Origin of the sequence: Paraburkholderia sp. J8-2 (genome assembly GCF_905220195.1) — a bacterium.
In the GTDB taxonomy this organism is placed as follows: domain Bacteria; phylum Pseudomonadota; class Gammaproteobacteria; order Burkholderiales; family Burkholderiaceae; genus Paraburkholderia.
In genome coordinates this window covers 215,849-229,388 of the sequence record NZ_CAJMZA010000007.1, presented here as the reverse complement: position 1 = coordinate 229,388, position 13,540 = coordinate 215,849, and the positions used below count along the sequence as shown (strand labels likewise).

The 13,540-nt window shown below is 62.7% G+C and carries 9 protein-coding genes; 7 read left to right on the top strand and 2 right to left on the bottom strand.

Features of this window, described 5'->3' with window-relative positions:
- The first annotated feature begins 14 nt into the window (after window positions 1-14).
- From mdtN to U5A52_RS18480, 3 genes are read left to right on the top strand one after another with little or no spacing between them, the layout of a single operon-like run.
- Window positions 15-1,073 carry a multidrug transporter subunit MdtN gene (gene mdtN / locus U5A52_RS18490; RefSeq protein WP_321935739.1) on the top strand — a complete coding sequence of 353 codons (1,059 nt, stop codon included), beginning with the start codon at window positions 15-17 and terminating at the stop codon, window positions 1,071-1,073.
- 5 nt (window positions 1,074-1,078) lie between these two features.
- Window positions 1,079-3,154, top strand: coding sequence for an FUSC family protein (locus tag U5A52_RS18485; RefSeq protein WP_321935738.1), 2,076 nt, complete (start codon window positions 1,079-1,081; stop codon window positions 3,152-3,154).
- 12 nt (window positions 3,155-3,166) lie between these two features.
- Window positions 3,167-4,609: an MdtP family multidrug efflux transporter outer membrane subunit gene (locus U5A52_RS18480; protein WP_321935737.1), complete on the top strand. Its 1,443-nt coding sequence runs from the start codon at window positions 3,167-3,169 to the stop codon at window positions 4,607-4,609.
- A 237-nt stretch (window positions 4,610-4,846) separates the two neighbouring features.
- Here the strand turns inward: U5A52_RS18480 and U5A52_RS18475 are convergent, their stop codons facing one another.
- Together U5A52_RS18475 and U5A52_RS18470 are read right to left on the bottom strand one after the other, a co-directional pair.
- Window positions 4,847-6,019: a porin gene (locus U5A52_RS18475; protein ID WP_321910565.1), complete on the bottom strand. Its 1,173-nt coding sequence runs from the start codon at window positions 6,017-6,019 to the stop codon at window positions 4,847-4,849.
- 220 nt (window positions 6,020-6,239) lie between these two features.
- Window positions 6,240-7,649 (bottom strand): YihY/virulence factor BrkB family protein, encoded by a 1,410-nt coding sequence (locus tag U5A52_RS18470; protein ID WP_321910567.1) that lies wholly within the window; start codon window positions 7,647-7,649, stop codon window positions 6,240-6,242.
- A 194-nt stretch (window positions 7,650-7,843) separates the two neighbouring features.
- Here U5A52_RS18470 and fdnG point away from each other — a divergent pair, with 194 nt between their 5' ends.
- The 4 genes from fdnG (at window position 7,844) to fdhE (ending at window position 13,529) form a co-directional block, all read left to right on the top strand.
- On the top strand, window positions 7,844-10,915 hold the full coding sequence (gene fdnG, locus U5A52_RS18465) for a formate dehydrogenase-N subunit alpha (RefSeq protein WP_321935736.1): 3,072 nt from the start codon (window positions 7,844-7,846) through the stop codon (window positions 10,913-10,915).
- 12 nt (window positions 10,916-10,927) lie between these two features.
- Window positions 10,928-11,866, top strand: coding sequence for a formate dehydrogenase subunit beta (gene fdxH, locus U5A52_RS18460; RefSeq protein ID WP_321935735.1), 939 nt, complete (start codon window positions 10,928-10,930; stop codon window positions 11,864-11,866).
- Window positions 11,853-12,479 carry a formate dehydrogenase subunit gamma gene (locus tag U5A52_RS18455; protein WP_321910573.1) on the top strand — a complete coding sequence of 209 codons (627 nt, stop codon included), beginning with the start codon at window positions 11,853-11,855 and terminating at the stop codon, window positions 12,477-12,479. Before fdxH ends, U5A52_RS18455 begins: the two co-directional genes overlap by 14 nt.
- A gap of 117 nt (window positions 12,480-12,596) precedes the next feature.
- Entirely contained in the window at window positions 12,597-13,529 is a 933-nt protein-coding gene (gene fdhE / locus U5A52_RS18450; protein WP_321935734.1) for a formate dehydrogenase accessory protein FdhE, read from the top strand.
- Window positions 13,530-13,540: the final 11 nt, after the last annotated feature.

Below are 13,540 nucleotides of genomic sequence, written 5' to 3'. Positions count from 1 at the left end.
AAAGGAATACGGTTATGGCCGGTTCATCCAATGAAAAGCAGAACAGGAAGTGGCCAGCCCTCGCTCTTGCTCTCCTGGCGCTGCTCCTTGGCATTTACGTGATATTTCGCCTTGATACGGCTCCGCGCACGGACGACGCCTACGTGTCGGCCGATACGATCGACGTAGCCCCCGAGGTGAGTGGCCGTATTGTCGAACTCGCCGTCAAGGACAATCAACGGGTTAAAAAGGGCGATGTGCTGTTTCGCATCGATCCTCGTTCCTTCGAGAATGATCTGGCGCGATCCAACGCTTCGCTGGTTGCGCTCGACAAGCAAATCGAAACGGCCCGCAGAACGGTGAAGTCTCAGGAATACGCAGCCGAATCCGCGCGCGCCAAGGTGGAAAGCGCGCGAGCAACCGCCGCCAAGGCCGCGCAGACATTCAAGCGTACCGAGCCGTTGCTGGCGCCCGGCTATGTGTCCAGCGAAGACCTGGACCAGGCGCGCACAGCAACGCGTACGGCCCAGGCCGATCTGGCGTCGGCCGAACAGCAGGCGCGCGAGGCTGAGGCCGCGGTGACGAGCGTCGAGGCCCTGGTGGCCCAGCGTGACGTCGTTCAGACCGAAATTGCCCTCGCGCAACTGCATCTGGATCAGGCGACGGTGCGCGCACCGTTCGACGGCCGGGTCGTGTCGCTGAAGACCGCCGTTGGGGAGTTCGCCTCGGCGCAGAAGGCCATCTTCACGCTCATCGACACGGGGCACTGGTACGTGATGGCGAATTTTCGCGAAACAGAGCTGAAAGGCATTCGTCCCGGCATGGCGGCAACCGTCTATTTGATGAACGATTCGACCAGGCGTTTTCACGGCGAAGTCGACTCGGTTGGCTACGGTGTACTCCCCGACGATGGCGGTAGCGTGGTGGACGGCTTGCCCAAGGTGCAGCGCACGATCAACTGGGTGCGGGTTGCGCAGCGTTTTCCCGTCAAGATCCGCGTCGACAATGCCGATCCGGAGGCGTTTCGCATAGGCGCGTCGGCGGTCGCTCTGCTCGAGCACGCGCAAAGCGCCGGGACGAAGAAGGGGAGTTAGTTGCCATGACGACAACCGGGCCTTTCTCCGGAGAGTTATCGACGATCACGCGCTTTTTCAAGCTGGAGCTGGCCGACTATCCCGGTCGCATGGCGTGGACATTGCGTCTGCTGCTTATCGGCTTGCTTCTCGTTCTGATCTCGATGACATTGGGTGTGCCCTATCTGGTCTTGTCGATTGGGGCTGTCGCTTTCAACGTGGTCCAGCCCAACGTCGTGCTGACGCGGCTTGTCGGCATGACGTTCGTGATATCGACGTTTGTTGTCGTCGCGACCATTCTTCTGGTGCTCAAATTTGCATACGGATATCCGATGGTGCGCATTGTCGTGTCGTCGCTCATCTTTCTGGCATGCATGTACCTGATGCGCGTTCACAAGCTGGGGATTGTGTTTTTTGCGGTCGCGGTGGCCGTGCTCATCGGCCAGACCACTCCAGACACGCTCGACTATCCGGAGATCGCCGTTCGCAGCTCAATGTGGATGGGCATGTCGTTCCTCTATCCGGTGATCGTCATCTGGATTGTCTATGGCTGGTTTTTTCCCGCGGAGCCCCTGCGCCAATTGCAGGAGGAGGTTGGTCGGCAGATATCGGATATCGCCGCACGCCTTGAGCGGGGCGCTACCCCGGAGGGCGGCACGACCGCGCTGACTCAAGGCAATCTGGACGCGGCAGCCGGGAGGTTGCAGAAACTGCATGGGTTTGCCGCCATGCGCAGTGCCCGCTATCGGTCGGCGCAAGCTTACTGGAAAGTCTGCATTGATGCGGTGTCCTATATGCACGGCGTGGTATGCAGTGCTTCCGGAGTGAGTGAACTGGGTTCCGGCGATCACGCTCGCCGTTTGCTGGCCAGTTTGCGCGATCAGGTCGAGGCCTTGAACCGATCCTTTATCGATCTGACGCCGTATCGGTCCGACTGGAAGCCGACGGCAGAGGAAGCCGACCAGTACGAGCAACTCGGTTTGGGCGGCGTCTGCAGAGCGCTGCAGGAGCTGGCGCGTCTCGACCCGGCGCAGTTGACCATGCCGCCAGCCAGGAAAGGCGGCATGTTCGTGCCCGATGCGTTCACCAATCCGGCTTACCTTCGCTTTGCCCTGAAGACGCTACTCGCAAGCCTGATTTGCTATGTGTTCTATCACAGCGTTGATTGGGACGGTATTCACACCAGCATGATCACCTGCGGTCTGGTCGCCAATCCTACTCAAGGCGCGACTTCCCGAAAGCTCATACTGCGCTTCGGTGGCGCGCTCATGGGCGGGGCTTTGGCGCTGCTGTGCAGCGTGACCGTCCTGCCCCGGATAGACGACATCGTGAGCCTCCTTTTGATGGCGGCGCCTGTGTTCTTCGTCGGTGCGTGGATCGCTGCGGGTTCCGAGCGCTCGTCATACATCGGCATACAGATGGTGGCGACGTTCTGCATCGCGGTCATGGCGGATCAAGGTCCCAATGTCGATCTCACCGAAATTCGGGACCGTGCCATGGGCATCTGGATTGGTACGGCAGTTTCGGCAGTGGTGTACACCATGCTCTGGCCGGAAAGCGAAGCCGGCACGCTCCGCCAGAAACTGGTCGATCTCGTCAGGCAGCTCGGCCGGCTCGTGGCCCAGCCCATTCAAGGCGCAGCCGACGAACAGTTGCACTATCTGCAGCAGAGGGAGGCTTGCCATATGGCGATCGTGGCCTGCGAGGAGACGCGTAATCGCGTGTTTCTCGAGGACACGCGGCCGCATGGCGAGCGACGAGCGTTGCTGGAGAACGGCGACCAGGTGCTCGAGCAAAGCCGCGCCATGCTCCAGTCGTGGGACGCGTTGCGAGACGGTCTTGCAGCGCAGCGGGAGGGGGATGCCACCCAGCGCAATTCGACAGCCTGGCAGGAGAGGGTACAGGCGCGGCTGCAGCGCTATGCCGAGGGGATGGCGGGCGAACCGGCAGAAGCCACGCATGTCCTGTTTGGCCGCGATGACGCCATCGAGGTTCCGCGTCTCGCCGCGAAAGCGGAGCGACTCATGGACGATATTCGCGATCTGCCGGAATGGGGTGGACCTCAAACCGGCGCGCCGCTCATTTATATGCCGGGTAAGTAAAGGTGTCGTGTAATGACGTTTAAAAGAAAAGCTCTGCGCATTTCCGGCGCCTTCCTCATCACCGGGCTGATGTCGAGTTGCGCGTTAATCCATCACGACACGGCGCCACACGCGCAAATCGCCGCAAAGGACATCAAGCTGGCCAGCGACATTCATCTCGCGAGTGACGGATGGCCCGACGCGCAATGGTGGACACGCTTCAACGATCCGCAGCTCAACGCCCTCATTGAACGAGCGCTGGCGGGCTCGCCAACCATGGCTACGGCCCGATTGCGTGTGACGCAAGCCCAGGCGCAGGTTGATGAAGTCAGGGCCGAAGGCGGCCCGCAGATCGGCGGTCTGGGCGTCGTGATGCGTGGACGCGGCCCGGCCAGCGGCTTTCTGGTGCCGATGAGCCCTTGGTATACCGCAGGTTTGCTCGGCGTATTCGGTACGTGGACTATCGACCTGTGGGGCAAGAATCGGTCGTCTGTCCGGGCCGCGATTGGCGAGGAGAACGCAAGTGTTGCTGAGGCGGCCTCTGCGCAGCTCGGCCTGGCCACTGGCGTCGCCCAAGCCTACTACTCGATGCAGATGAGCTACCGGCAGCTCGATCTTCTCCAGCAGTCGAAACAAGTCCTCGAGTTCATCGTGCAGGCGCACGCGGACAAGTACGCGCGCGGCGTCGAGGCGCGAACGTCGTTGCAGTCCGCACGTGCCCAGCTGCTGGCGCTCGAGCAGCAGGCAACCGCCACGCGTAGCCAGATTCTGGAAACGCGGGAGGGCATTCGGGCACTGATTGGCGCCGGCGCGGACGACATGCCCGAGATCAAGCCAGCGCCGTTGCCTGAAGCGGTGTTGTCCGGTGTCCCGAGCACGCTGTCTTATGCGTTGCTGGCAAGGCGCGCCGATCTGCAGGCCATGCGTTGGGAGGTGGAGTCGTCACTCGATCAGGTCGCGGCAGCCAAGGCGGCCTTCTACCCGAGCCTGAATATCTCGGCGTTTTATGGATTGAATGCCATTCCCCTGTCCAAGCTGTTCAAGAGTGCGAGCCAGCAGGTCAATCTGATTCCCGGACTCTACCTGCCGATCTTCGACAGCGGCAGTCTGAATGCGCAATTGCATAGCGCTCGGGCGTCGAGCGACATCAAGATCGAACAGTACAACCAGGCCGTACTCGACGCGGTACGTGACGTCGCGGTGAACGGCAGTCAATTGCAGACGCTGGCCGACAAGCGCAAATTGCAGGCGGACAAACTGGAAGCCACGCGCTATTCCCAAAGTGCCGCCGAAGCGCGGTATGAGCAGGGATTGGGGAGCCGGCTTGCCGCCATGGAGGCTCGCTTGCCCATTATTGAGGAGCAGGCCAGCTTGCTGTCTGTCGACGGACAGTGGGTCAATCAGCAGATCGCCTTGATCAAGGTTTTGGGCGGCGGATATGACGCCGAGGCGCCTGCCAGCCAGGGTGCGCAATGAACTGGCGATATCGAACGGCGTTGGGCCTGCCGTGTCGTGCCTCGACGAGCGGCATGAATCACAGGCAGGTAGAGAGCCTGCTCTAAAAGCGCGCGGGCATAAAAAAACCAGCCAGGGCTTGCGCCCGAGGCTGGTTTGTGCAGCGTGTAGTTTTTAGCTGCGCGGTCTCGCTCGCTTCGCCGGGGTGGCTCGTCAGCCAGTTCCGGCGCCGGGCCGAAGCCCGGACTAAAGCGTTGCTTAGAACTTGTGGCGGATGCCGACGCTGACCAGGGTCTGCGAGCTCGAAGCCGAGTCGAAGCTGTACGAACCGATTGCTGCGCCAGCGGTCGTCGTGGTGCCGTCCGCGTTGCGCTGCGTGCCGTTGGCGTGCTGGTAGGCAGCCACAGCGTAGAAGTCGGTGCGCTTCGAGATGTTGTAGTCCGCGCCGAGCGAAACCTGGTTGTACGTGTTCGACGTGTCGCCAGCGCCGTGCGTCCAGGTGTAGCCGAGGCCGAGCAGGAGAGCCGGGTTCAGCTGGTAGCCGAGGAAGCCAGCAGCAACGTTGTAGCGCTGGTTCGAAGCGAATGCCGAAGCGGCGTCCTGGCGCATCTGGACGTTGCTGTAACGGCCGCTCATCGTGAACGGACCAGCAACATATTGCAGTGCAACCGAAGCGATGCCGACCGACTTCGCCGTGGTGTAGCCAGCGGTGATCTGGTTGTCGCCGAAGATGCCGTCCGACGTCGACGTCGACGACCAGCCTGCGCGCTCGACTGCCGACGCCGCGTTGTCCATGCGGAAGTAGCCAGCAGCGACGTTGAACGAGCCGATGCCGTACGTTGCTGCGCCGCCCCAGCTTTGACCCGAGCCCGTTGCGCCAGCCACGCCGCCCAGTGCGTACATGCCTTCGAACTGGAAGCCTTGCAGAACCGGCGAAACGTACTTGATTGCGCTGTTCGTACGCGAGGTGTTGTCGTTGTTGTCGACGTCACCCGGCGTTGCGAACGTGCTGCCGAAGTAGTTGTCGGCGGTCAGCGGCTGAACCATGTCGACCAGCGGGTCGTACTGGCGGCCGAGCGTAACCGTACCGTACTGGTCAGCCGTCAGGCCGACGTAGGCTTGACGGCCGAACATCTTGCCGCCTTGACCGAGCTTGCCGGTGTTGATGTCAAAGCCGTTTTCCAATTGGAAAATTGCCTTCAGGCCGCCGCCCAGATCTTCCGTACCCTTCAAGCCGAAGCGGTTGCCCGACAGGTTGCCGCCGGCCAGGCCGACCAAATTCGAATTGTTGCCGTTTGCGTCGACCGTGTTGTGGGCCCACTGGATCGATTCGTCGATCACACCATAGAGGGTCACGCTGCTTTGAGCGTGCGCGGTGCCAGCAGCGGCCAAGAGGGCCAGCGAGAGGGTCGAGAGAGCGACTCGTTTCATTCTGTTTTCTCCACGCAGAAATTGTGTAGTTGTTGCGCGATGGAGAATAACGCAGCAGGTCAGGCGACCTGAACTGAAAAAATAAAGTTTGTCGCAAAAACCTGACACCAGCCAGAATCCCTTGTCAGACGGGGGCTGCGTCGATTATGCCGATTTCAGAAATATTGGATTGTTGACCGAGCATTATTGTCGTTTTTGATAAAAGTTCCGTAAACGACTGTTATTTTTTTGGCTTGCTGCGACCATTGGAAGCAGCCTCGATTGGCCCGGCTTCGTGAGGGTGACGGCGCCTGCCAACGGCCGTCATGGCGAGCGCCGCGCTCGCGGCGAACAGCACCGAACTCCACGGATGGCGCTTCACATAGCGGTCGGCGGCGGCCACCGTGCGGCCCGCCTGGACCAGCGTGAGCGCAGCCGCGTAGGTGGCGCTGTCCTCCATGCGCACGACCGAACGGCGAATCTGCAGCCCCGACTTCATCCTCCCGAACGCTCCGCCACGCGCACTCGCGAGCCCTACCGCGCCGAGCGGAGTTTCCGATAGTGTCGATTTGTCTGCCGCAACGGCCGCCGCCAGGGCCGCGGGCATTGCCGTGGCTGCTGGACTGCCGTTTCCGATCGGCACGGCCAACGGCTGCGGGGCCGCGGGAGGACGGTCCGCCTGCTTCGTGTCGTGACGCGCGACGATGGTGGAGGCGGCGAGCACCGAGGCCAGCTTGGCGCGGCTGCCAGGCGGTGTTTCCTCAAGGAAACCCCACGCGCCGCGCGGGTCGTGCAGGCGCCCGCGCGCCGCCGAGAATTCGGCGCCGAGCAGCAGCACCGCCGCCGAAAAATAGAGCCACATGAGCAGCACCGCTAGCGAGCCGGCGGCGCCGAACGCCGTTGCCATGCCCGCGTGCGCGAGATAGAGCGCAAACAGCTTCTTGCCCGCCGAGAACAGGACGGCAGCGACGATGCCGCCCACCATCGCGTCGCGCCAGCGCACGTCGGCGTCGGGCAGGAAGCGCAGCAGGGCGCCGAATGCGACGGCCAGCACCACGAGGCCCACCCCCAGCTGCATCAGGTTGCCGATGATCACATAAGGAGAATTGCCCCAGAGCCACTGGCCGACAAAGGTGATGGCCGTGTCGAGCACGAGCGAGACGATCAGCAGGAACGCGACGCCCAGCACGAGGCTGAATGAAATGAGGCGCACGCGCACGAGCGCCAGCACGCTGGAGGGGCGCTGCCCGTCCGGCGGCCAGACGATATTCAGCGCGGAATTGAGCGAGGAGAAGGTTGCGGACGCGCCGATCACGAGCAAGCTGAGCGAGATGATCGCCGCGACACCGCCCTTGCCGCCCGCGCGGTGCGCGTTCTGCACGATGGTGGTGATGCCGGCGGCCGCGTCGTTGCCGAGCACATTGTGGACCTGGCGGAAGAGTTCGCCGCGTGCGGCGTCGTCGCCGAAGAACCAGCCGGCTACGGCAATCACCATGACGAGCGTGGGCGCGAGCGAAAACGCCGAATAAAACGCGATGCTCGCCGCGAGCGACGGGCACCGGTTGGCAATGAACTGGCGCAGCGCGCCCACCACCCACGACGCTTCCTTGCGTGCGGCATGCTGCAGTCGTTCGGAGGAAAGCGTTGACATGAGGGAGCGCCCCGAAGTGGTTCTTCCGTGGTTCGTTTCGTCACACACCTGGCTCATTCGCCATCCAATATTAGCAAGCGCGGTTCCCGGGCGGCCTCGCGCTGTACGCGTGCAAAGCTCGCGAACATCCAGCGCGATCCGTCGCCCAAAACGTCTTATACTGAAAAAACCCACAACCAGGCCGAGGACGAATCATGCTGCAGATGTCCCGGCGTCAGTTTCTCAAGGTCACGGCAACGTCGCTGGCGGGTTCCAGCCTCGCGCTGATGGGTTTCGCGCCCGACAACGCGCTTGCCGAGGTTCGACAATACAAACTGGCGCGCACCACTGAAACCCGCAATACCTGCCCGTACTGCTCGGTCGGTTGCGGGATCCTCATGTACGGTCTCGGCGATGGCGCGAAGAACGCGACGGCGAGCATCATCCACATCGAAGGCGATCCGGATCACCCCGTCAATCGCGGCACACTGTGCCCGAAGGGCGCGAGCCTCATCGACTTCATCCACAGCGAGAGCCGCCTGAAGTACCCCGAGTATCGAGCGGCGGGCTCGAACGAGTGGAAACGTATCTCGTGGGACGAGGCGCTCGACCGCATTGCGAAGCTGCTGAAGGAGGATCGCGACGCGAACTTCGTCGAGAAAACGGCGGACGGCAAGACCGTGAACCGCTGGCTGACCACCGGAATGCTGGCGGCATCGGCGGGCAGCAACGAAGTCGGCTATCTCACGCACAAAGTGGCCCGCAGCATGGGCCTGCTCGCATTCGACAACCAGGCGCGTGTCTGACACGGCCCGACGGTGGCAGGTCTTGCCCCGACGTTTGGCCGTGGAGCGATGACGAACCATTGGGTCGACATTCGCAATGCGGACGTGATTCTGGTGATGGGCGGCAATGCGGCCGAGGCGCACCCGTGCGGCTTCAAGTGGGTCACGGAGGCGAAGGCGCACCGTAAGGCGCGGCTCATCGTGGTGGACCCGCGTTTCAATCGCACGGCATCGGTCGCGGACTTCTACGCGCCGATCCGCACCGGCACGGACATCGCGTTCCTTGGCGCCGTGATCAACTATTTGCTCACGAACGACAAGATCCAGCACGAGTACGTGAAGAACTACACCGACTTCTCGTTCATCGTGCGCGAGGATTTCGCGTTCAACGACGGCATTTTCTCGGGCTACGATCCGCAGAAGCATGCGTACCCGGACAAGTCGTCGTGGAACTACGAGATCGGCGACGACGGTTTCGTGAAGACTGACGACACGCTGCAGAACCCGCGTTGCGTGTACCAGTTGCTCAAGCAGCATTACTCGCGCTACACCGCCGACATGGTCGAGAAGGTGTGCGGCACGCCGAAGGACAAATTCCTCAAGGTGTGCGAAATGCTTGCGAGCACGGCCGAGCCGGGCCGCGCGTGCACGATCCTGTACGCGCTCGGCTGGACCCATCACTCGATTGGCGCGCAGATGATCCGCACCGGCGCGATGGTGCAGCTGCTGCTCGGCAACATCGGCATTGCGGGCGGCGGCATGAATGCGCTGCGCGGCCACTCGAATATCCAGGGGCTCACGGACCTCGGGCTGATGTCGAACCTGCTGCCGGGCTACATGACGCTGCCGTTCGAAGCGGAGCAGGACTACGACGACTACATCAAGAAGCGCGCTTCGCAGCCGATGCGGCCGAACCAGCTCAGCTACTGGCAGCACTACGGCGCGTTCTTCGTGAGCTTCATGAAGTCGTGGTGGGGCGGCGCGGCCACGAAGGACAACAACTGGGGCTACGACTGGCTGCCGAAGCTCGACAAGCCCTACGACCTGCTGCAGACGATCGAGCTGATGAATCAGGGCAAGGTCAACGGTTATATCTGCCAGGGCTTCAACGTCATCGCATCGGCGCCGGACAAGGCCAAGACGCTTTCGGCGCTCGGCAAGCTCAAGTGGCTCGTGATCATGGACCCGCTCGCCACCGAGACTTCCGAGTTCTGGAAGAAGTTCGGCGACTATAACGATGTCGATACCGCATCGATCCAGACTGAAGTGTTCCGCCTGCCCACCACGTGCTTCGCGGAGGAAAACGGCTCGCTCGTGAGTTCGAGCCGCGTACTGCAGTGGCACTGGAAAGGCGCGGAGCCGCCGGGCGAAGCGCGCAGCGATCTCGAGATCATGTCGGGCCTGTTCCTGCGCATCCGCGCGGCGTACCAGAAGGACGGCGGCAAGCTGCCCGATCCGATCGTCAAGCTCGACTGGCCGTATTCGGATCCTGCCAGCCCCACGCCGGAAGAACTCGCGAAGGAGTACAACGGACGCGCGCTTGCCGACCAGACCGACGCGAAGGACCCGACCAAGGTGCTCGTGAAGAAAGGCGAGCAGCTTGCGGGCTTCGCGCAGTTGAAGGACGACGGCACGACGTCGAGCGGCTGCTGGATCTTCTGCGGCGCGTGGACCCAGGCGGGCAACCAGATGGGCCGGCGCGACAACTCGGACCCAACGGGCATCGGCCAGACGCTGAACTGGGCCTGGGCGTGGCCGGTGAACCGGCGCGTGCTCTACAACCGCGCCTCGTGCGATACGGCGGGCAAGCCTTTCGATCCCACCCGCAAGCTGATCGGCTGGAACGGCAGCGCCTGGACGGGCGCGGACATCCCCGACTTCAAGGTCGACGAATCGCCGGACCAGGGTATGGGGCCGTTCATCATGAACCCCGAGGGCGTGGCGCGCTTTTTCGCGCGCGACGGTATGAACGAGGGCCCATTCCCCGAGCACTACGAACCATTCGAGAACCCGCTCGGCTATAACCCGTTCCATCCGAACAATCCGCTTGCCACGAACAACCCGGCGGCGCGCGTGTTCCCCGACGATCGCAAGACATTCGGGACCGTGCAGCAGTTCCCGCATGTGGCGACCACGTACCGGCTCACCGAGCACTTCCACTTCTGGACCAAGCATGCGCGGTTGAACGCGATCATCCAGCCGCAGCAGTTCGTCGAGATCGGCGAGGCGCTGGCGAAGGAGGTGGGTGTGGTGGCGGGCGACCGCGTGAAGGTGTCGAGCAATCGCGGCTATCTGATCGCCGTGGCCGTGGTGACCAAGCGCATCAAGCCGCTCACGATCGAGGGCAAGACCGTGCATACCGTTGGCGTGCCGCTGCACTGGGGCTTCAAGGGGCTCACGAAACCGGGCTATCTGACGAATACGCTTACGCCACCCGTGGGCGACGGCAATTCGCAGACGCCCGAGTTCAAGTCGTTCCTCGTGAAGGTCGAAAAGGCATAGGGGGCGCGAACCATGGCATTTCAATCACTCGACGTCAGACGCATTTCCGCCACGACTACGCCCCCGCCCGGCGTGCGCGAGCCGGTCACGGGCACGGTCGCGAAGCTCATCGACGTGACCAAGTGCATCGGCTGCAAGGCGTGCCAGACCGCGTGCATGGAGTGGAACGACCTGCGCGACGAGATCGGCGTCAATACCGGCGTCTACGACAATCCGCACGACCTTAGCGAGCATTCGTGGACCGTGATGCGCTTCGCGGAATACGAGAACCCGAACGGCAACCTCGAATGGCTGATCCGCAAGGACGGCTGCATGCATTGCGACGATCCGGGCTGTTTGAAGGCATGCCCGTCGCCGGGCGCGATCGTGCAGTACACGAACGGCATCGTCGATTTCCACGAGGAAAACTGCATCGGCTGCGGCTATTGCATCACGGGCTGCCCGTTCAATATTCCGCGTCTCTCGAAGACCGAGCATCGCGTGTACAAATGCACGCTTTGCTCGGACCGCGTGGCCGTGGGGCAGGAGCCGGCCTGCGTGAAGACCTGCCCGACCGGCGCGATCGTGTTCGGCACCAAGGAAGACATGAAGCAGCACGCGGCCGAGCGCATCGTCGATCTCAAGGAGCGGGGCTTCGAAAACGCGGGGCTTTACGACCCGCAAGGCGTGGGCGGCACGCACGTGATGTACGTGCTGCATCACGCGGACCAGCCCTCGCTCTATCACGGCCTGCCCGACAACCCGCGCATCAGCCCGATGGTGCGGATCTGGAAGGGCATCGCCAAGCCGGTTGCACTCGGCATCATGGCGCTCACGGCGCTGGCCGGTTTCTTCCATTACACGCGCATCGGCCCGAACGAAGTGACGGCGGAAGACGAAGCCGCCGCGCGCGACGAGGCGCGGCGCATCCGTGGCGAACCACCCGAGGAGCGCAACGATGAAAGACGATGAACCGCAACTGATCGAGCGCTACACGCCCAACGAGCGCAGCAACCACTGGATCACCGCGATCTGCTTCATTTTGCTCGCGATCTCGGGGCTCGCGATGTTTCATCCGGCCATGTCGTGGCTTTATGCGGTGCTCGGCGGCGGCCAGTGGACGCGCATTTTGCATCCGTTCATCGGCGTCGTGATGTTCGTCTCGTTCCTGATCCTTGCGCTGCGTTTCTGGCACCACAACTATCTGGACAAAGACGACATCCAGTGGATGAAGCAGATGGGCGACGTGCTCAACAACCGCGAAGACCGGCTGCCGGAGATCGGCCGATACAATGCGGGACAGAAGCTGTTATTCTTTACGATGGTGGTTTGCCTCGTGCTGTTGCTCTTGAGCGGCATCGTGATCTGGCGGCGGTATTTCTCGTTCTATTTCCCGATCGAGATTATCCGGCTCTCTTCAGTGGTGCATGCGGTCGCGGCGTTCGTGCTGATATGCGGCATCATCGTCCATATTTATGCCGCGCTATGGGTGAAGGGATCGATCGGCGCCATGACGCGCGGCTACGTCACCTGGGGCTGGGCGAGAAAGCATCATCCGCGCTGGTTCCGCGAGAGCATCAAGTAACGCACAGGCTGCGCGCCGCCTGCCGTCAAGGCGGGGGTGGCGCGAGCGGCAAACCGCCGGCGCCCGCAAGGGCACGGCGGTTTTTTCTTGGTGAAGCCGTTCTGGAGCAGACCCGTCGTGACGCAACGCATTCTCGACCCGCAGCAAATCGAATCGCTCGACCCAACGGCCATTCCGCGCATCCGTCTGCCCGAGCGCTTCGCCTTTTTCAGCACGCGCGCCGTGCGCCTGCGGCATCTCGCGGATCACAATCCGATTGGCGGCTATGTGCGATTGATGGCGGCGCTCGTCGACGCGCAGCAGGAGGCGCTCGAACAGTGCAGCGCGCCCATGCCTTCTCGCGACGCCATTGCGAACGCGCAGCATCATTGCATGCCGATTCTGCCGGCGCTTTCGGGCGAGCGCGATCCGCAATGGCGCGCGGTGCTATACCGTCTCGCCGATCACGTTGAAGCCGCGGGCGCCGTTGCGCCTGCGCTCGCAAAAGTGCTCGCCGAACTGCGCGCCATGAATCAAACGCAACTCGACGCCCAGGCCGACGCAATTCTCGCGCAGCGCTACACCGAAGTCGCACCTGCCACCGCGCCGTTCATCATGGCCGCGCTGCAGGTGGTGTGGACCGACCTCGCGAGCCGCATCGACGTGCGGGACATTCCCTATGTCGACACACCGGGCGTATGCCCCGTGTGCGGCTCGCCGCCCGTTGCCAGCATCGTGCGCATTGGCGGCGCGTATCAGGGCTATCGGTATGTGCAATGCGGCCTGTGCGGCACCGAGGCGCACGTGGTGCGCGTGAAGTGCACCAACTGCGACTCGACCAAGGGCATTGCGTATCACGGTATCGAAGGCGGCAATGCCGCACTCAAGGCCGAATCGTGCGACGAGTGCCAGACGTACCGCAAGATCGGCTATCAGGAGAAGGATCTCGACTTCGAGCCGCTCGCCGACGACCTCGCGAGCCTCACGCTCGATTTGCTGATGAGCGACGCGGGCTACCGCCGCGCGAGCCCGAATCCGCTGCTATGGCCCGAAGTGCCTGCCGATCAGTAAAGGAGTCGCGC